This is a genomic window from Serratia sp. CY31944, from assembly GCF_052169175.1.
Classification (GTDB): domain Bacteria; phylum Pseudomonadota; class Gammaproteobacteria; order Enterobacterales; family Enterobacteriaceae; genus Serratia; species Serratia sarumanii.
Genome location: NZ_JBJNLG010000015.1, coordinates 38,371 through 56,700, shown reverse-complemented (window position 1 = coordinate 56,700; position 18,330 = coordinate 38,371). Strand labels below are relative to the sequence as shown.

At 63.7% G+C, this 18,330-nt stretch carries 17 protein-coding genes; 12 read left to right on the top strand and 5 right to left on the bottom strand.

Annotated features, from left to right (window positions below; genetic code table 11):
• Positions 1-285: 285 nt before the first annotated feature.
• The 10 genes from fdnG to ACJ8IN_RS16070 all read left to right on the top strand — a co-directional run bounded on the left by fdnG (position 286) and on the right by ACJ8IN_RS16070 (position 11,137).
• Positions 286-3,333: a formate dehydrogenase-N subunit alpha gene (gene fdnG, locus ACJ8IN_RS16115; protein WP_094887892.1), complete on the top strand. Its 3,048-nt coding sequence runs from the start codon at positions 286-288 to the stop codon at positions 3,331-3,333.
• Positions 3,334-3,345: 12 nt separating this feature from the next.
• Positions 3,346-4,248, top strand: a complete 903-nt coding sequence (gene fdxH / locus ACJ8IN_RS16110; RefSeq protein ID WP_004934014.1) for a formate dehydrogenase subunit beta — start codon at positions 3,346-3,348, stop codon at positions 4,246-4,248.
• Entirely contained in the window at positions 4,245-4,880 is a 636-nt protein-coding gene (gene fdoI, locus ACJ8IN_RS16105; protein ID WP_004934017.1) for a formate dehydrogenase cytochrome b556 subunit, read from the top strand. The genes fdxH and fdoI overlap by 4 nt, the downstream gene beginning before the upstream one ends.
• Complete coding sequence (gene fdhE, locus ACJ8IN_RS16100; RefSeq protein ID WP_033649531.1) at positions 4,880-5,809, top strand: formate dehydrogenase accessory protein FdhE; 930 nt, start codon at positions 4,880-4,882, stop codon at positions 5,807-5,809. The genes fdoI and fdhE overlap by 1 nt, the downstream gene beginning before the upstream one ends.
• 114 nt (positions 5,810-5,923) lie before the next feature.
• On the top strand, positions 5,924-6,574 hold the full coding sequence (locus ACJ8IN_RS16095; RefSeq protein WP_033636562.1) for a DcrB-related protein: 651 nt from the start codon (positions 5,924-5,926) through the stop codon (positions 6,572-6,574).
• Positions 6,575-6,614: 40 nt separating this feature from the next.
• Positions 6,615-7,220 carry a glutathione S-transferase gene (locus tag ACJ8IN_RS16090; RefSeq protein ID WP_060424143.1) on the top strand — a complete coding sequence of 202 codons (606 nt, stop codon included), beginning with the start codon at positions 6,615-6,617 and terminating at the stop codon, positions 7,218-7,220.
• 69 nt (positions 7,221-7,289) lie between these two features.
• The gene (selA, locus tag ACJ8IN_RS16085; protein ID WP_060424145.1) at positions 7,290-8,684 is read left to right on the top strand and encodes an L-seryl-tRNA(Sec) selenium transferase; all 1,395 of its coding nucleotides are present in this window, start codon (positions 7,290-7,292) and stop codon (positions 8,682-8,684) included.
• Positions 8,681-10,519 carry a selenocysteine-specific translation elongation factor gene (gene selB, locus ACJ8IN_RS16080; RefSeq protein WP_308325329.1) on the top strand — a complete coding sequence of 613 codons (1,839 nt, stop codon included), beginning with the start codon at positions 8,681-8,683 and terminating at the stop codon, positions 10,517-10,519. Before selA ends, selB begins: the two co-directional genes overlap by 4 nt.
• An 82-nt stretch (positions 10,520-10,601) precedes the next feature.
• Positions 10,602-10,862, top strand: a complete 261-nt coding sequence (locus tag ACJ8IN_RS16075) for a CopG family ribbon-helix-helix protein (RefSeq protein ID WP_033649526.1) — start codon at positions 10,602-10,604, stop codon at positions 10,860-10,862.
• A complete protein-coding gene (locus ACJ8IN_RS16070; RefSeq protein ID WP_043148289.1) occupies positions 10,862-11,137 on the top strand; it encodes a type II toxin-antitoxin system RelE/ParE family toxin in 276 nt (91 codons plus the stop codon). The genes ACJ8IN_RS16075 and ACJ8IN_RS16070 overlap by 1 nt, the downstream gene beginning before the upstream one ends.
• 11 nt (positions 11,138-11,148) lie before the next feature.
• On the opposite strand, the gene ACJ8IN_RS16065 is transcribed toward ACJ8IN_RS16070, so the two are convergent.
• Positions 11,149-12,060, bottom strand: coding sequence for a LysR family transcriptional regulator (locus ACJ8IN_RS16065; RefSeq protein ID WP_060424148.1), 912 nt, complete (start codon positions 12,058-12,060; stop codon positions 11,149-11,151).
• 121 nt (positions 12,061-12,181) lie between these two features.
• Here ACJ8IN_RS16065 and ACJ8IN_RS16060 point away from each other — a divergent pair, with 121 nt between their 5' ends.
• Positions 12,182-12,808, top strand: coding sequence for a LysE family translocator (locus ACJ8IN_RS16060; protein ID WP_060424149.1), 627 nt, complete (start codon positions 12,182-12,184; stop codon positions 12,806-12,808).
• A 50-nt stretch (positions 12,809-12,858) separates the two neighbouring features.
• Here the strand turns inward: ACJ8IN_RS16060 and ACJ8IN_RS16055 are convergent, their stop codons facing one another.
• On the bottom strand, positions 12,859-14,106 hold the full coding sequence (locus tag ACJ8IN_RS16055) for an MFS transporter (protein ID WP_041038165.1): 1,248 nt from the start codon (positions 14,104-14,106) through the stop codon (positions 12,859-12,861).
• Positions 14,107-14,323: 217 nt separating this feature from the next.
• On the opposite strand from ACJ8IN_RS16055, the gene ACJ8IN_RS16050 reads away from it, so the two are divergent.
• Entirely contained in the window at positions 14,324-15,316 is a 993-nt protein-coding gene (locus ACJ8IN_RS16050) for an acyltransferase (protein WP_060424151.1), read from the top strand.
• Here the strand turns inward: ACJ8IN_RS16050 and ACJ8IN_RS16045 are convergent.
• The 3 genes from ACJ8IN_RS16045 to ACJ8IN_RS16035 form a co-directional block, all read right to left on the bottom strand.
• Positions 15,311-16,234: a GlxA family transcriptional regulator gene (locus ACJ8IN_RS16045; RefSeq protein ID WP_047569911.1), complete on the bottom strand. Its 924-nt coding sequence runs from the start codon at positions 16,232-16,234 to the stop codon at positions 15,311-15,313. The genes ACJ8IN_RS16050 and ACJ8IN_RS16045 overlap by 6 nt on opposite strands.
• Positions 16,235-16,236: 2 nt before the next feature.
• Positions 16,237-16,788, bottom strand: coding sequence for an isochorismatase family protein (locus tag ACJ8IN_RS16040; protein WP_033636578.1), 552 nt, complete (start codon positions 16,786-16,788; stop codon positions 16,237-16,239).
• A 100-nt stretch (positions 16,789-16,888) separates the two neighbouring features.
• Positions 16,889-18,277, bottom strand: a complete 1,389-nt coding sequence (locus tag ACJ8IN_RS16035; protein ID WP_060424152.1) for an amidohydrolase family protein — start codon at positions 18,275-18,277, stop codon at positions 16,889-16,891.
• Positions 18,278-18,330 lie beyond the last annotated feature (53 nt).

Here is an 18,330-nt window from a genome sequence, read left to right as displayed (position 1 = left end):
AATCGCTGCGCTAACCTACTGATAGAAGAAGGGGCGGATGGCTGCGTGAAGCCGTCGCCCCGGCGCGCGGGTTACTCTCTATACTGTAGGGAGCGCCAACGCCGAAATGTATCGAAATGTGCCAAAGCGTTCACTGAATGAGCACGAGTGTGTAACAACCACAAGCACGCTGTGGTAATATGGCCGGCGTTCGTAGCAAGCATAACAACAGTGACATTCGCGTTTGCCGCGCTAGCGGGCAGGCGCTTTTGAACAATGTGACAATCGAGAGTAAAGGAGACCCCCATGCAGGTCAGCAGAAGGCAGTTCTTTAAGATCTGCGCTGGCGGTATGGCAGGAACGACGGTGGCCGCGCTGGGCTTTGCCCCCGAAGTGGCGTTGGCGGAAACCCGGCAGTACAAACTGCTGCGCGCCCGCGAGACCCGTAATACCTGTACGTATTGTTCCGTCGGCTGTGGGCTGTTGATGTACAGCCTTGGTGATGGCGCCAAAAACGCCAAAGAAAGCATTTTCCATATCGAAGGGGATCCGGATCATCCGGTAAACCGCGGCGCGCTTTGCCCGAAAGGCGCCGGCCTGGTTGACTTCATCCACAGCGAAAGCCGCCTCAAGTATCCGGAATACCGGGCGCCAGGATCGGACAAATGGCAACGCATCAGCTGGGACGACGCCTTCACCCGCATCGCCAAGCTGGTGAAAGAAGACCGCGACGCCAACTTCATCAAAACCAACGACCAGGGCGTTACCGTCAACCGTTGGCTGACCACCGGCATGCTGTGCGCCTCGGCCGCCAGCAACGAAACCGGTTTTCTGTCGCAAAAATTTAGTCGCGCTCTCGGCATGCTTGCCGTAGACAACCAGGCGCGTGTCTGACACGGACCAACGGTAGCAAGTCTTGCTCCAACATTTGGTCGCGGTGCGATGACCAACCACTGGGTTGATATCAAGAACGCGAATTTGATTATCGTCATGGGCGGTAATGCGGCGGAAGCGCATCCGGTGGGGTTCCGCTGGGCGATGGAAGCCAAAATACACAACAATGCCAAGCTGATCGTGATCGATCCGCGCTTTACCCGAACCGCATCGGTGGCGGACTTCTACACGCCGATCCGCTCCGGGACCGACATCGCTTTCCTGTCGGGCGTGTTGCTGTATCTGATGACCAACAACAAGTTTAACCGCGAGTACGTCGAGGCCTACACCAACGCCAGCCTGCTGGTGCGGGAAGATTTTGCCTTCGAAGACGGCTTGTTCAGCGGCTACGACGCGGAAAACCGCAAGTACGACAAAACCACCTGGAACTACCAGTTCGACGAGAACGGCTTCGCCAAGCGCGACGTCACGCTGCAGGATCCGCGCTGCGTGTGGAACATGCTGAAACAGCACGTGAGCCGCTACACGCCTGACGTGGTGACCAACATCTGCGGCACGCCGAAGGACGATTTCCTCAAGGTGTGCGAATACATCGCCGAAACCTGCGTCGCGGATAAAACCGCTTCGTTCCTGTACGCCCTGGGCTGGACTCAGCACTCGGTCGGCGCGCAGAACATCCGCACCATGGCGATGATCCAACTGCTGCTCGGCAACATGGGCATGGCGGGCGGCGGCGTCAACGCGCTGCGCGGCCACTCCAACATTCAGGGTCTGACCGATCTCGGCCTGCTGTCGCAGAGCCTGCCGGGCTACCTGACGCTGCCGTCGGAGAAACAGACCGATCTCGACACCTACCTGAAGGCCAACACGCCGAAGGCGCTGCTGCCGGGCCAGGTTAACTACTGGGGTAACTACCCGAAATTCTTCGTCAGCATGATGAAGACCTTCTACGGCGACAAGGCGCAGAAGGATAACAGCTGGGGCTTTGACTGGTTGCCGAAGTGGGACAAAGGCTACGACGTGCTGCAGTACTTCGAGATGATGGCGCAGGGCAAGGTCAACGGCTACTTCTGCCAGGGCTTTAACCCGGTGGCGTCGTTCCCGAACAAAAACAAGGTGGTGGCTTCGCTGTCCAAGCTGAAGTTCCTGGTGACCATCGATCCGTTGAACACCGAGACCTCCAACTTCTGGCAGAACCACGGCGAGTTCAACGAGGTGGATCCTGCGCAGATCCAGACCGAAGTGTTCCGCCTGCCGTCCACCTGCTTCGCCGAAGAGAACGGCTCGATCGTCAACTCCGGCCGCTGGCTGCAGTGGCACTGGAAAGGCGCGGACGCCCCGGGCGAAGCGCTGAACGACGGCGAGATCCTGGCGGGCATCTTCAGCCGCCTGCGCGAGATGTATGCGCGCGACGGCGGTGCGGTGCCGGAACAGGTGCTGAACATGACCTGGGACTACCTGACGCCGGACAACCCGGCGCCGGAAGAGGTGGCGCAGGAAAACAACGGCAAGGCGCTGGCGGATCTGCTGGATGCCGACGGCAAGGTGCTGGTGAAAAAAGGCGAGCTGCTCAGCTCGTTCGCGCAGCTGCGCGACGACGGCACCACCGCCAGCGGCTGCTGGATCTTCGCCGGCAGCTGGACGCCGGCCGGCAACCAGATGGCGCGGCGCGACAACGCCGATCCGTCCGGCCTCGGCAATACGCTGGGCTGGGCCTGGGCATGGCCGCTCAACCGCCGCATCCTGTATAACCGCGCCTCGGCGGATCCGCAGGGTAAACCGTGGGATCCGAAACGCCAGCTGCTGGAGTGGGACGGCGCCAAGTGGGTCGGGGCCGATATCCCGGACTACAGCACCGCCGCGCCGGGCAGCGACGTCGGGCCGTTCATCATGCAGCCGGAAGGCATGGGCCGCCTGTTCGCCACCGACAAGATGGCGGAAGGGCCGTTCCCTGAACACTACGAGCCGTTCGAAACGCCGCTCGGCACCAACCCGCTGCACCCGAACGTGGTGTCCAACCCGGCGGCGCGCGTGTTCAAGGACGATCTGGCGGCGATGGGCAAATCCGACAAGTTCCCGTACGTCGGCACCACCTATCGTCTGACCGAGCACTTCCACTACTGGACCAAGCACGCGTTGCTGAACGCCATCGCGCAGCCTGAGCAGTTTGTGGAGATCGGCGAGAAGCTGGCGGAGAAAAAAGGCATCAAGCACGGCGATACCGTGAAGGTCAGCTCCAACCGCGGCTACATCAAGGCCAAGGCGGTGGTGACCAAGCGTATTCGCACGCTGCAGGTGCACGGCCAGGAAGTCGACACCATCGGCATCCCGATCCACTGGGGTTACGAAGGGGTGGCGAAGAAAGGCTTTATCGCCAACACGCTGACGCCGTTCGTCGGCGACGCCAATACGCAAACGCCGGAGTTCAAGGCGTTCCTGGTCAACGTGGAAAAGGTGTAACGGAGACGAATTATGGCCATGCAATCTCAAGACATCATTCGTAAATCCGCCACCAATGGTTTCACGCCGGCGCCGCGCGCCCGTGACCACCAGGAAGAAGTGGCCAAACTGATCGATGTCACCACCTGTATCGGCTGCAAGGCCTGTCAGGTGGCCTGTTCCGAATGGAACGACATCCGCGACGAAGTGGGGCACAACGTCGGGGTGTACGATAACCCCGCCGATCTGACCGCCAAGTCGTGGACGGTGATGCGCTTCTCCGAGGTGGAGGAAAACGGCAAGCTGGAATGGCTGATCCGCAAGGATGGCTGCATGCACTGCGCCGATCCGGGCTGCCTGAAGGCCTGCCCGTCGGAAGGCGCGATCATTCAGTACGCCAACGGCATCGTCGACTTCCAGTCCGAGCACTGCATCGGCTGCGGCTACTGCATCGCCGGCTGCCCGTTCGACGTGCCGCGCATGAACAAGGACGACAACCGGGTGTACAAGTGCACCCTGTGCGTCGACCGCGTGGACGTCGGCCAGGAACCGGCCTGCGTGAAAACCTGCCCGACCGGCGCCATTCACTTCGGCACCAAGGAAGCGATGAAGCAGGTGGCGGCGGATCGCGTCAGCGAGCTGAACACCCGCGGCTACCAGAACGCCGGTCTGTATGATCCGGCGGGGGTGGGCGGCACGCACGTGATGTACGTGCTGCACCACGCCGACAAACCGCAGCTGTACCACGGATTGCCGGACAACCCGAGCATCAGCCCGGCGGTGACCTTCTGGAAGGGCGTGTGGAAACCCCTGGCGGCCATCGGCTTTGCCGCCACCTTCGCGGCCAGCGTGTTCCACTATGTCGGCGTCGGGCCTAACCGCGTCGAAGATGAGGACGAGCACGACGAGTCGCATGACGAGGAGACGCGCAAATGAGAAAGGAAAAGCCCATTCAGCGTTACAGCGCACCGGAGCGCATCAACCACTGGATCGTGGCGTTCTGCTTTGTGTTCGCCGCCATCAGCGGGCTGGGGTTCTTCTTCCCCTCCTTCAACTGGCTGATGAACATCTTCGGGACGCCGCAGCTGGCGCGCATTCTGCACCCGTTTGTCGGGGTGATCATGTTTGCCGCGTTCCTGCTGATGTTCCTGCGCTACTGGAAGCATAACCTGATCAACCGGGAAGATATCGTCTGGGCCAAGAACATCCACAAAATCGCCATGAACGAGGAAGTGGGTGACACCGGGCGCTATAATTTCGGCCAGAAGTGCGTGTTCTGGGCGGCGATTATCAGCCTGGTGCTGCTGCTGGCCAGCGGCGTGGTGATCTGGCGGCCGTATTTTGCGCCGTCGTTCTCCATCCCGCTGATCCGCATCGCGCTGCTGGTGCATTCGCTGGCCGCGGTCGGCCTTATCATCGTGATTATGGTGCACATTTACGCCGCATTGTGGGTAAAAGGCACCATTACCGCGATGGTGGAAGGCTGGGTGCCGGCGGCCTGGGCCAAGAAACATCATCCGCGCTGGTACCGCGAGGTCCGCGAGAAACGACAGGAAGATAAACCCTGATGAGTATCCGCATCGTTCCTAAAGAGCAGTTAGGGGCACAGCGTGAGAAGTCCTCAACGGCGGAGAACATCCCGCCGTTACTTTTCGCCAACCTGAAAAGCCTGTACAGCCGCCGCGCCGATCGCCTGCGTCAGCTGGCGGTCGACAATCCGCTGGGCGACTATCTGAACTTCGCCGCCGAGCTGGCGCAGGCGCAGCAGCATGCGCTGCACGATAATCCGCTGCAGCTCGATCTTAGCGAAGCGCTGGCGCAGGGTGCCGCCAGCGGCAAACCGCCGCTCGATCTGAGCGTGTTCCCGCGCAGCGAGCACTGGCGCAAGCTGCTGGCGTCGCTGATCGCCGAGCTGCGCCCGCAGGCGCCGGAGCATATCCTGGCGGTGCTGGACAACCTGGAGAAAGCCTCGGCGCACGAGCTGGAGCTGATGGCCGACGCCTTGCTCAACCGCGAGTTCGGCAAGGTGGGCAGCGAGAAGGCGCCGTTCCTCTGGGCCGCGCTGTCGCTCTATTGGGCGCAGATGGCCAGCCTGATCCCCGGCAAGGCGCGCGCCGAATACGGCGAGCAGCGCCAATTCTGCCCGGTGTGCGGCAGCATCCCGGTCTCCAGCATGGTGCACATCGGCACCGTCAACGGCCTGCGCTACCTGCACTGCAACCTGTGCGAAAGCGAATGGCACGTGGTGCGGGTGAAGTGCAGCAACTGCGAGCAGACCCGCGATCTCAACTACTGGTCGCTGGACAGCGAGCAGGCGGCGGTGAAGGCGGAAAGCTGCGGCGACTGCGGCACTTACCTGAAGATCCTGTATCAGGAAAAAGACCCGCAGGTCGAAGCGGTGGCCGACGATCTGGCTTCGCTGGTGCTGGACGCCCGCATGGAAGAAGAAGGCTTCGGCCGCAGCAGCATCAATCCGTTCCTGTTCCCGGCGGAGTAACCGCCCGGCCCCGTTCGCGCGGGGCCGGACCAGCAATTTCAGCACGGGCTTCTGGCATTCGCCCGGACGAGTTGCTACGTTTAGGCCATAACGCGCCAAGCGAAAGGAACCACGATGTTAAACACTCTGGCAAAACTGACCGCGGTCGCCGTGCTGGCGGTCGGACTGGCGGCCTGCGACAACAAAGACGACACCAAACCGGCGGTGCCGCCACCGGACACCAAGCCGACCGTGACGCAGCCCGCGCCACCGCCGCCGCCTGCGCCGGTAGAAACCCCGCCCGCGCCGCCGGGGCTGAACGTGTCGCTGCAGAAGGGCAAAATCACCTTCGAGCTGCCGCCGGGCTTTAGCGATCAAACGCTGAACAGCGGCATCATCAACGACAGCACCTCCACCATTCAGCGTTTTCTCGACGGCAAGTCGCGCCAGAGCGCGGTCTCTTCCGAAGTGATCCCGCCGGACGGCATGAAGCTCAACACCAGCGACAAAATGCTGAAAGAGCTGGCGCAGAGCGCCATCACGGTGCTGGCCGAGCGCTATCAGAATATCCAGACCACCAAAGAAGAGAACTTCAGCGTCGGCAAACAGAAGTTTCGCCGGGTGGATACCGAGCAGACCGTCAACGGGCAAAAGGTGGTCTCCACGCTGGTGTTGACGGTGTTCAACAAGCGGGTGGTGACGCTGCAAATGCTGTCGCCGGCCAAAACGCCGGAAGTGCATCAGGCGCTGGTGCAGCGGATTATCGATACCCTGGCGGTGAAGTAAGGGCGCCGCGCTGTGGCCAGGACGAAGCGGAGGAGACCGGATGAAGCTTATCGGTAGTTATACCAGCCCCTTTGTGCGCAAGATTTCCGTGATGCTGCTGGAAAAAGGGATCGCGTTCGAATTCGTCAACGATCCGCCGTATGAGCCCGGCAGCCGGGTGAAGGCGTTGAACCCGCTTGGCAAGGTGCCGGTGCTGATCGCCGATGACGGCGAGGTGTTTTACGACTCGCCGGTGGTGGCCGAATACCTCGAACTGCTGACGGTGGAGCCGGCGTTTTTGCCGGCCGAACGCGCCGCCGCGCTGCGCGTCCGCCAGGTGGCGGCGCTGGCGGATGGCGTGACCGAAGCGGCGGCGACCCTGTTTCGCGAAAGCCGGCGCGCGCCGGAAAAACAGGACGAAAACTGGATGCTGCGCCAGCGTGACAAACTGACGCACGGGTTGGATGCGCTGGAGGCGCTGGCGTGGGACAAAACGTGGCTCAATGCCGAGCGGCTGACGCTGGCGGATATCGCCACCGGCTGTGCGCTGGGCTACCTGAATTTCCGCCGCATCCTGCCCAACTGGTGCGTCGGGCGCCCGGCGCTGGTCAAGCTGGCCGAACGCCTGTTCGCCCGTGAAAGCTTCGCCCGTACCGCGCCGCCCTGAACGTTCTTTTCTCCCCGCCGCGGCGGGGTTTTGCTATGCCGATACGTCTAAATTGAAAACCGAGCGACCATGAGCACTGAATCCCACCTTCTTTACAGCCAACTGCCCGCCATCGACCGCCTGCTGCGTGAACCCGCGATTGAACCGCTGGTGGCGCAGCATGGCCAGACGCTGATCGGCGAACTGCTGCGCCGGCTGCAGGCCCAGGCGCGCGACGCGATCGGGCAACAGCAACGTTTACCCGCCTGGTGCGGCGACTGGCCGCAGGCGCTGCGGGCCGAGCTGGCCCGGCAGCAACGCCCGGCTTTGCTGCCGGTGTTCAACCTCAGCGGCACCGTGCTGCACACCAACCTCGGGCGCGCCCTGCTGGCGCAGCCGGTGAAGGAGGCGGTGAGCGCGGTGATGGGGGAGGCGGTGACGCTGGAGTACGATCTCGACGGCGCCGGGCGCGGCCATCGCGATCGGGCGGTGGCGGATCTGCTGTGCCGGCTGACCGGCGCGGAGGACGCCTGCATTGTCAATAACAACGCGGCGGCGGTGCTGCTGATGCTGGCGGCGATCGCCCCCGGCAAAGAGGTGGTGGTGTCGCGCGGCGAGCTGGTGGAGATCGGCGGCGCATTCCGCATACCCGACGTGATGCGCCAGGCCGGCTGCCAACTGGTGGAGGTCGGCACCACCAACCGCACCCATCTGAAAGATTACCGCCAGGCTATCAACGAGCAGACCGGCCTGTTGATGAAAGTGCACACCAGCAACTACAGCATTCAGGGCTTTACCGCGGCGGTCGACGAGGCCGAACTGGCGCAGCTCGGAGCCGAACAGGGCGTGCCGACCGCCACCGATCTGGGCAGCGGCTCGCTGATCGACATGGCGCAGTACGGCCTGCCCGCCGAACCGATGCCGCAGCGGCTGCTGGCCGCCGGCGTCGACTTGGTGACGTTCTCCGGCGATAAGCTGCTGGGCGGCCCGCAGGCCGGGATCATCGTCGGCAAAAAGGCGTTGATCGCCCGCCTGCAGCAGCATCCGCTCAAGCGCGCGCTGCGCGTCGGCAAGCTGACGCTGGCGGCCCTGGAGGCCACGCTGCGGCTCTATCTGCAGCCGGAAAAACTGGCTGAGCAGCTGCCGACGCTGCGGCTGCTGACCCGCCCGCAGCAGGCGATGCAACAGGCGGCCGAACGGCTGCTGGCGGCGCTGATGCCACGGTTCACCGCCGATTTCGAGCTGCGCGCCGAACCGTGCTGGTCGCAAATTGGCAGCGGTTCGCTGCCGGTGGATCGCCTGCCCAGCTATGCGCTGACCTTCACGCCGCGCGACGGCCGCGGCGCCACGCTGGAAGCGTTGGCCGAACGCTGGCGCCGCTTGCCGCAGCCGGTGATTGGCCGCCTCGGTGACGGCCGGCTGTGGCTGGATCTGCGCTGTCTGGAACAGGAAGGGGCGCTGATCGACGCGCTGAGCGCCTCATGATCATCGCCACCGCCGGCCATGTCGATCATGGCAAAACCACCCTGCTGCAGGCGATCTCCGGGATCAACGCGGATCGCCTGCCGGAAGAGAAGCGCCGCGGTATGACCATCGATCTGGGTTACGCCTACTGGCCGCAGCCGGACGGCCGGGTGCTGGGCTTTATCGACGTGCCCGGCCACGAGAAATTCCTCGCCAACATGCTGGCGGGCGTCGGCGGCATCGACCATGCGTTGCTGGTGGTGGCCTGCGACGACGGCGTGATGGCGCAAACCCGCGAACATCTGGCGATCCTGCGCCTGAGCGGGCGCCCGGCGCTGACGGTGGCGCTGACCAAGGCCGACCGGGTGGACGCGGCGCGTGTCGGCGAGGTACGCCGCCAGGTGCGCGACGAACTGGCGCGCCAGGGCTGGCCCGATGCACCGCTGTTTGTTACCGCGGCGGCGGGAGAGGGTATCGAGGCGCTGCGCGCGCATTTGCTGGCGCTGCCCTCCGGCGAGCACGCGCTGACGCGCCGTTTTCGCCTGGCGGTAGACCGTGCGTTCAGCGTCAAAGGGGCGGGGCTGGTGGTGACCGGCACCGCGCTCGGCGGCCGGGTGCAGGTGGGGGATACGCTGTGGCTGACCGGCGCCGACGCGCCGGTGCGGGTGCGCGGCCTGCACGCCCAAAATCAGGCCGTGGAACAGGCGCAGGCCGGGCAACGCATCGCGCTGAACATCAGCGGCGATGTCGATAAAGACCGTGTCGCGCGCGGCGACTGGCTGCTGGCGCAGCGTCCGCCGGAGGCGGCGGAACGCATTCTGGTGGCGCTGGAAGCGGATCGGCCGATCCGCCATTGGCAGCCGCTGCACCTGCACCATGCCGCCAGCCACATCACCGGGCGCATTTCGCTGCTGAACGACGGGCTGGCGGAACTGATCCTCGATCGCCCGCTGTGGCTGGCGGAGAACGATCGGCTGGTGCTGCGCGATATCGGCGCACGGCAAACGCTGGGCGCGGCCCGGGTGCTCAGGCTGAGCGCGCCCAAGCGCGGCAAGCGCCAGCCGGACTACCTGGTATGGCTGCAGGCCCTGGCGAACGCGCAGGACGATGCGCAGGCGCTGACGCTTGAGCTGCCGCACGGCGCGCTGTCTCTGACGGCGTTCGCCTGGGCGCGTCAGTTGACCGACGACGGCCTGGCGGCACTGCTGGCGAACCGCGATCTGCTGATCGTCGGTGACCGGGCGCTGGCGCAGGAGCAGGTGCAACAGGCGGAAAGTCGGCTGCTGCAGGTGCTGGCGGAGTACCACCAACAGCACGCCGATCAGTTGGGGTTAGGGCGCGCCCGTCTGCGGCGCATGGCCCTGCCCCAGCAGCCGGAAACGCTGGTGTTTATGATGATCGATCGGCTGCTGAAGGCCGGCGCACTGCGCAATACGCGCGGCTGGCTGCACCTGCCGGAACACGGTCTGGCATTCAGCGCCGAAGAGGCGCCGCTGTGGGCGCGCATCGAACCGCTGTTTGGCGACGAGCCGTGGTGGGTGCGCGATCTGGCGAGCGAACTGGGCGAAGAGGAGAGCCGGGTGCGGGCGCTGCTGCGCAAGGCGGCCCAGCTGGGCCATGTGACGGCGGTGGTGGTGGATCGCTATTACCTCAGCCGACGCATCGAACAGTTCGCGGCGCTGATCCGCGAGCTGGATGCGGAGCGGGGCGGCGCCAACGCCGCCGACTTCCGCGATCGGCTCGGCGTCGGGCGCAAGCTGGCGATCCAGGTGCTGGAGTTCTTCGATCGCAGCGGCTTTACCCGCCGCAAGGGTAACGAGCATCTGCTGCGCGACGGCGGGTTGTTTGGCAACTGATTGCGTGTTTTTTGTTCTCTGATGGCGGTATAATCAGCTTTAATCACTTTGATTGATATTGATTGTACTGAGGAGCAAGACGATGAATACGAAAGTCATCACCGCTCATGTCCCGCTGCCTTTGGCTGAAAAGGTGGATGAAATGGCCGCCAAACTTGAACGCTCACGGGGATGGATAGTGAAGCAAGCCCTCACCGCCTGGCTCGAGCAAGAGGAAGAGCGCCGCCGGTTAACGCTGGCGGCGCTGGCCGATGTCGAACAGCAAAACGTTATCGATCATGAATCGGTAGAAGCCTGGGCTGCCAGCCTGGACAGTGACGATCCGCTGCCGGTACCGCGCTGATGGAGTTAAAATGGACGAGTAAGGCGCTATCGGATTTGGCGCGTTTGTTTGAGTTTCTTGCCTTGGCTAACCGTACTGCGGCAGCGAATTCGGTGAAGGCCTTGGTCGCCGCGCCTAAAGCGTTGCTTGATAATTCTCGCCTGGGTGAAAGACTGGACGAGTTTTTACCGCAGGAAGTGAGGCGTATTCTGGTCGGCCGTTATGAGATACGTTACCAGGTGCAGCCGGCAACGATTTATGTTCTGCGTATTTGGCATACCCGCGAAGAGCGATAGGCCGAATTCCCCTACTCGATAAATCTGACGGCGGCCCGGCTGACGTCGGGCGTCTGGGCGGTCAGAAACGCCTGTAAGCGTTCGATCAGCGGCCGCTTCGCCGATTCTTCCGGCCAAACCAGATAGTAACCGTCGCCGGTACGCACGGCGGCGTCACAGGGCAGCGCCAATAACCCCTCCTCAATCGTCCGAAGGCTCAGCGCCAGATCGCCGATCGAGACGCCGTGCCCGGCGATGGCCGCCGTGTTGCCCTGTTCCAGCGAATCAAATACCTGGCCGCGCGTGAGATCGATCGGGGCCGCGATGCCGCTTTTTTGCAGCCAGCGCCGCCAGTCGCGCCGATCGGGCGAAGGGTGGATCAGCGGGCAGGCGGCGAGATCGCGCTGCCCGTCGGCGAGCAGTGCAGGGGCGCAAATCGGGATCAGCCATTCGTCGAACAGCTTGGCGGCGGCGGTGTTGGCACCGAAGTGGCCGTTGCCGAGCAGGATGGCGCAGTCGTAGGGTTCGCTGAAAAAATCCACGCTGTCGATGTCCATCCAGACGCTGGCTGCCTGCACCTCGAACGCCTGCGCCGTTTGCCGGAACCGGCTCAGGCAGTCCAGCAGCCAGCGCAGGGTCAGCGTGGAGGGCGCCTTCAGCCGCAGCAGATCGCGGTGGCTTCTGAACAACTCGCACGCTTGCTCGATGCGGCCAAACCCTTGCTGCAGCTCGGCGGCGAAGATTTTCCCCTGCGGCGTGACCTCGATGCGCGGGCCGTTGCGCTGGAACAGCCGACAGCCGAAGTGCTGCTCCAGCGTTTTGATGTGCTTGCTGACGGCGCTCGGGGTGAGATGCAGCTCCTCGGCGGCCAGCGTGAACGAGCCGGTGCGGGCGGCGCTTTCGAAGGCGCGCAGGGCGTAAAGCGGCGGAAGGGAACTGGCCATCGCGGCGTCTCTAATAATGAGTCTGATTCACAGTAAACGACAGGATTACTCCTTTTTCAAGGCGGGGGCGGCGGCAGGATAATGGCGCGACGCCAACTGACTGAATGTGAGTGAAATAAAGATGAACCTGTCGTTGCTGGCGGCGTATTTCGCCGCCATTTTCTTGCTGATCGCCACGCCGGGGCCGGTGGTGGCGATGGTGGCCAACACCGCGGTGCGCTTTGGCGCCCGGCGCGCGCTGTTGACCGCGCTGGGCAGCAATGGGGCCTCCTTGTTGCTGATCGGCGTCGCTGCGCTGATTATCACCGGGCTGTTCGCGGTGGATAAGCGCTTGCTGCAGTGGATAGGCCTGCTGGGTTGCCTGTTTATCGGCCGCATGGCGATCGCCTCGCTGTATGAGGATTTATCCGCGCGAACCCCGGATGCGCAGCCCGTTGCGCCGCCGCAAAAACGCTCGGCGATCCTGACCGGTTTTCTGGTGGGCATCGCCAACCCCAAAGACATTATCTTCTTCGTCGCTTTTTTCCCGCAGTTTATCGCCGTCACCCCCTCGATCGGCACCAGTCTGACGCTGTTGACTGCACTGTGGGTGCTGGCGGACTTCGCCATCTTGCTGGCCTATATCACCCTGCTGTCGGGAACGGCGCTGCAGCGCGCGCGGCGGGCGATCTCTGTCCTGTCGGCGTTGCTGCTGTTGGGGGGGGCGGTGGTGGGAGCGGGGTATGCGCTGTGGGGTCTGCTCGGCTGAAGCCGCATAAAAAAACGCCGGTCGGGAAACCGGACCGGCGTTTATCGTGTTTAAGCCGCGCCGGTCGGCTGCGGCGTGGGGTCGCCGTTGCGGCGTTTGCCGATAAACAGCGCCACCAGCGTCAACCAGCACAGGCCGCTGATGAGGTTGAACAGGTTGAACAGCCCGCTGCCGCCCCAGACGTAGGCGACCTTGGCCAGTTCGATGCCGACGGTGAACACCATCATGCTCAGCATGCCCATGGTGGCCGACACGGTGCCTTTGCTGACGTTGCTGGAGAACAGCGTCAGGCGGTACAGGCCGGCGTTGGCCAGGCCAATGCCGAAGGCGTACAGGCTCAGGCCGGCGGTCATCCACAGGTAGGCATGGCTGGAGAACTGGGTCGCCAGCGCGGCGATCAGCAGCCCCAGCAGCATCGGGCCCGCGCCCAGCTTGATCAGGCGCTCCACGCTGTTTTTGCCGGTCAGGCGCGCCAGCGTCAGGTTGCCGAGGATCAGCGCGCCGAACACCGGGATTTGCAGCAGGCCGTAATCCAGCGTCGACAGCGACTCACCGCTGATCAGGATCACCGGCGACTGGGCGATCCAGGCCAGCAGCGGCAGGCTGGCAAAACCGATCGCCAAAGCGCCGCACAGGAAGCGGCGGTTGCCCAGCACCTGACGGTAGTCGCGCCACAGGTTGGCGGCGGAAAACGCCTCGCCCTGCAGCGTGGCGGTTTCCGGCATGGCTTTCCACAGGCCGTAGAAGGCGATGGCCGCCAGCGCGGCGAACAGCACGAACATGCTCTGCCACGGCGCGACGTGGATCAGCGCCGCGCCGGCCAGCGGCCCGAGCAGCGGGGCGATCAGCGCCACGTTGGCCATCAGCGCGGTGATCTTGATGCACACCGATTCTTCAAACGACTCCTGGATGGTGGCGTAGCCGACCGCGCCGATAAAGCACAGGCCGATGCCCTGCAGGAAACGCATGGCGATGAACTGCTCGATGGTGGTGACCAACAGGATCGCCAGGCAGGAGACGATAAAGAACGCCACTCCGGCCAGCATCACCGGGCGGCGGCCGCGGCGATCCGACAGCGGCCCGAGCAGCCACTGCAGGAAGATGCCGCCGGCCAGATAGGCGGTCATCGAGGTGGGCACCCACTCTTCGCCGGCGTTGAAATCCGCCACGACGGCCAGCATGCCCGGCTGAATCATATCGTTGCCGATATAAGTGGCGAACTCGAACAGCACCAGACAAAGAGGGAATAAAAGCGCCTGTCGGCCCAAACGTGCCGCAGGTGGTAATGTCGTTTTCATATTATTGTACTGATAGTAAAAGAGAAAAAGGAACTGCCAGGGCGGGAAGCGCAAACTGAGCGAGTTGTGGCGGCTATTTTGCCGCCAATTGTTCACCTTCGCAATCATAAGGTGTTGTTTAAGTGCATTCTGATATTTCGCTTTTGGGTTGTCGCCGAACGCCGTGCCCGATAACCTCTTCTTAACATATCAATATGACACAAGATCGGGCGAGCGTTTGAGCGAGAAAATCGGCTGGATAGACAACCTGCGGGCGATAGCGTGCATGATGGTGGTGATGATCCACGCCACCACCTATTACGTTACCAACGGCGCGGCGATAGGGCTGCACAACTGGGATATCGCCAACGCACTGAACTCGCTGTCGCGCGTGTCGGTGCCGCTGTTCTTCATGATTTCCGGCTACCTGTTCTTCGGTGAAAAGAGCGCCGGCCGGCGGCATTTCACCCGTATCGCCTGCTGCATTCTGTTCTACAGCGCCATCGCGCTGATCTATATCGCGGCCTTCACCAAGATCGGCTTCTGGCCGTCGCTGCGCGGCATTTTGCAAAAGCCGGTGTTCTACCACCTGTGGTTTTTCTACGCCATTACGGTGATTTACCTGCTGTCGCCGCTGATCAGCGTCAAGCCGGTGTCGCGCCGTTACCTGGCCGCCGCGCTGGTGGTGTTGGCGGCGATCGCCAACCCGAATACCGACAAGCTGACCTTCGGCAATGCGCACCTGCTGCCGGTTAACCTGTATATCTACGGCGATACCTTCTACTACCTGCTGTATGCGCTGGCCGGGCGGGCGATTGGCATGATGGAGGCGCGCGGGCGCGCCGTGGGCTGGCTGGCGGCGCTGGGATTTGCGCTGTGCGCGGTGCTGATCGCGCGCGGCACCAAGCACCAGCTGTTCATCAACGGCAACTTCGCCGATACCTACTACATCTACAGCGGCCCGCTGGTGTTTATGGCGGCGGTGGCGCTGCTGGTGTGGGTGAAACACTGTTTGCCGCAGCCGATCGGCTGGTTGAGCACGTTCTCCCGCCATTCGCTGGCGATCTACGGTTTTCACGCCCTTATCGTCAACGTGATGCGCAGCCGGCACCTGGATTTCACCGGCCACCCGCTGCTGGATATCTTCTGGGTGTTCGGCGTGGCGCTGGGGCTCAGCCTGCTGCTGTCTGTCGGCCTGCAGCGGCTGGATACCCGCCGGCTGGTGTCATAGCGGCGAGCGCTGGCGCTGCTGGGCGCGGCGCAGCTGCCGCCCGGAAGAAAAGCCGGCCGCCAGTGCGGCCTTCTCCAACCCATACCCTTGCTGCAGGCGCTGTTGCGCCACCGCCAACCGCAGCTGCTCATGATACTCCCGCACGCTGATGCCGACGTGGTTGCGAAACAGCCGCGCCAGGTGGCGGCTGCTGACGTGCGCTTTTTCCGCCACCTGCGGCACCGACCAGTCGGCCTCCGGCTCGGCGGCCATCACGTCCTGCGCGCGGTGTACCGCCGGGTGCAGGTGGTTGCGATAGCGCAGCCAGGGCGACAGCTGCGGATCGTCCCCGGCGCGGCGGAAATAGACCACCATGTCGCGTGCGACGTCGCGCGCCCGGCCGGAGCCGCAGTGGCGGTGGACCAGGTGCAGCGCCAAATCGATGCCGGTGGTGATGCCCGCGCTGGTGTAGACGCCGCGATCTTCGACGAAGATACGGTTCTCTTTCACCTGCGCCGCCGGCGCCTGCCGGCGGATACGTTCGATGACGTCGTGGTGGGTGGTGCACTGATAGCCGTCGAGCAGCCCGGCCTGCGCCGCCAGCAGCGCGCCGGAACAGATGCACACCAGGGTGATGCGCTGCCGCTGCAGATCGGGCCGCAGCGTCGCCAGCCAGCGGCGCGCCTGCTCGGCCTCTTCCCCGGCGAAATAGCGCTGCGAATCGCCGACGCCCGGCAGCACCAGAATGGCGCCGTCTTCCAGGCGTTCGGGCAACGGCTGCAGGCCGCTCAGCGTCATGCCGATGGAGCAGACGATCTGCGGCGCCGGGCTGAGATAATGCAGGCTGAACTGCCCGGCGAGGCGCAGGGTTTCCGCCGGGCCGCTGACGTCCAGCGACAGCACGTTGGGCAACAGCAGAAAATAGACGGCCTGCGACATGGTTACTCCTGTGCGAGTTGCGCCAGCGCCTCATCCACGCTGGCGATGCGGGCGAAACGATCGACCAGTACGGTTTCAGTATGCCGCTTCAGCTGCGCGGGGGTAAAGGTCTCACCGTCGGGATGACGCATCGGGAAGGTCAGCGTCGCCTCGGTGACGAAGGTCACCCGATAACCAAGATCGGACGCTACCCGGGTGGTGGTTTCGCAACACTGTTCGGTGCGGATGCCGGAGACGATCAGGTGGTTGATATCCCGCTCGCGCAACCAGGCGTCGAGGCCGGATTCGGTCAGCGCATTGTGTACGTGCTTATGCACGGTGATATCCGCCTGGTGGGTGAGGAACGGCAGGCGCTGCACATGGCCCGAAGCCAGCGAGAACGGCCCCTGCGGCGAAACGTGCAGCACATCGACCAGCGCTGCGCCGCGTTGTTGGCAACCCGCGATCAGGCGCGTCAGCGCCTGCTGAAACGCCGGCAGATCGTCCTCCTGCCAGAATGGACGGTGCTGGAATGATTGCTGGACATCGATGATCAATAACGCGCTCTGTGACATTTTCGGCCCTCCGCCAGTGTGTGTAGCGACCATCTTGCGCCGCGCCTTACTCTGGCAGAAGGCCAAAAACGGTCATCATGATGACAACAGCGGACCGACCTTAGGCTTTGCTCACCTGGCCGGCTACCAGACGCCCCTGATGGAAGGTGGCGCTGCGCGCCGGCAGGCGGGCGACCGCCTCGGCGGAACAGCTGGCGTTGACCAGCACGAACTCGGCGGCGTCGCCGGCTTTTGGCCAGGCGCGCTGGCCCTTATCGTCCAGCGGCAACACGCCGCCGGTGGAGATGGCCATGGCGCGCGACAGGTGATACTCGTCGGAGCCACGGTACAGCTGGGCGTACAGGTTGGCCTTCTCCAGGATGTCGCCGGTGCCGAACGGCGACCAGTGGTCGATCACGCTGTCGGTGCCGGTCATCACGAACACCCCTTTCTCGCTGAGCTGCGGCAGCGGCATCATCAGGCCGCCGATCGGCACCGTGGAGGCGATGGTGATCTGCTGCGCCGCCAGCCGGGTGGCGGTTTCCGCCAGTTCGCCCGGCGTCAGCGTGGTTAGGGCGAAAGCGTGGCTGATGGTGACGTTGCCACGCAGCGCCGGGTTTTGCTCCACGGTGGCGATCATGTAGTTGATGGCGGCGACTCCGGCCGGGCTGGTCTCATGCAGGTGGATATCCACGCCTTTGCCGGTATCGAGGGCGATCTGGAACATGGCGTCCAGCGATTGCTCCATCGCGCCGTCGACGTTGGTCGGATCCAGCCCGCCGACGTACTGCACGCCCATCTGCATCGCTTCGCGCATCAGCGCATCGACTTTGGAGTGCAACAGCCCGTGCTGCGGGAAGGCGACGATTTCACAGCTGAAGTCCGCCTGGTGGTTTTCCAGCGCGTGCTGCAGGTGTTCCAGGCTTTTCAGGCCGCTGACCGGATCGATATTGCAGTGGCTGCGCGCCACGGTGCTGCCTTTGGACTGCAGCAGGGCGATCAGATTTTCCGCCCGCTGCTGCGAGGTGGGCAGCAGTGTCGGGATCAGCGTCTGCTCCAGTGCGATCATGTCCATGATGGTCTTGCCCTGGCGCGGGCGCGGCGCCTGCCACGGGCCGCTGTAGAAGGTTTTGTCCAGGTGGATGTGCATGTCGCGAAACGCCGGCAGCAGCAGCTGGCCCTGCGCCTTATAGCGGGGCACGCCGGCGGGCAACGCGGCGTTGGCGGCGTGAATGGCGGCGATCTTGCCGTCTTTGATCTCCAGCGTGTACAGCGCAGTGCGGGTGCCGATCACCGTTTCGCCGTCGTATTCAAAGCCGTCTTCCAGCCGCACCTCGCTCAGGCAGTAGTGGCGATCGGTCAGGGTCATCGGTGCCGGTGCGCACTGCCCGTCGCCCGGTGACGCGGCCTGCGCCATGCCTCCCGTCAGGCCGATCACCGCGCAGGCGGTGGTAAGTTTGCCGGTTTGGCTGAGGAAGGCTCTGCGGCCCGGTTGTTGAGGGTTTTCCACGTTCGGTTCCTTAATCCAGAGGTGAGAGGTGAAAACATCCCCCAATTTAGGAG

Bases quoted from the DNA above. Each gene is read 5' to 3' on its own strand.
- fdxH (WP_004934014.1), top strand. From the start codon at position 3,346: ATGGCCATGCAATCTCAAGACATCATTCGTAAATCCGCCACCAATGGT.
- fdoI (WP_004934017.1), top strand. From the start codon at position 4,245: ATGAGAAAGGAAAAGCCCATTCAGCGTTACAGCGCACCGGAGCGCATC.
- fdhE (WP_033649531.1), top strand. From the start codon at position 4,880: ATGAGTATCCGCATCGTTCCTAAAGAGCAGTTAGGGGCACAGCGTGAG.
- ACJ8IN_RS16095 (WP_033636562.1), top strand. From the start codon at position 5,924: ATGTTAAACACTCTGGCAAAACTGACCGCGGTCGCCGTGCTGGCGGTC.
- ACJ8IN_RS16090 (WP_060424143.1), top strand. From the start codon at position 6,615: ATGAAGCTTATCGGTAGTTATACCAGCCCCTTTGTGCGCAAGATTTCC.
- selA (WP_060424145.1), top strand. From the start codon at position 7,290: ATGAGCACTGAATCCCACCTTCTTTACAGCCAACTGCCCGCCATCGAC.
- selB (WP_308325329.1), top strand. From the start codon at position 8,681: ATGATCATCGCCACCGCCGGCCATGTCGATCATGGCAAAACCACCCTG.
- ACJ8IN_RS16075 (WP_033649526.1), top strand. From the start codon at position 10,602: ATGAATACGAAAGTCATCACCGCTCATGTCCCGCTGCCTTTGGCTGAA.
- ACJ8IN_RS16070 (WP_043148289.1), top strand. From the start codon at position 10,862: ATGGAGTTAAAATGGACGAGTAAGGCGCTATCGGATTTGGCGCGTTTG.
- ACJ8IN_RS16065 (WP_060424148.1), bottom strand. From the start codon at position 12,060: ATGGCCAGTTCCCTTCCGCCGCTTTACGCCCTGCGCGCCTTCGAAAGC.
- ACJ8IN_RS16060 (WP_060424149.1), top strand. From the start codon at position 12,182: ATGAACCTGTCGTTGCTGGCGGCGTATTTCGCCGCCATTTTCTTGCTG.
- ACJ8IN_RS16055 (WP_041038165.1), bottom strand. From the start codon at position 14,106: ATGAAAACGACATTACCACCTGCGGCACGTTTGGGCCGACAGGCGCTT.
- ACJ8IN_RS16045 (WP_047569911.1), bottom strand. From the start codon at position 16,234: ATGTCGCAGGCCGTCTATTTTCTGCTGTTGCCCAACGTGCTGTCGCTG.
- ACJ8IN_RS16040 (WP_033636578.1), bottom strand. From the start codon at position 16,788: ATGTCACAGAGCGCGTTATTGATCATCGATGTCCAGCAATCATTCCAG.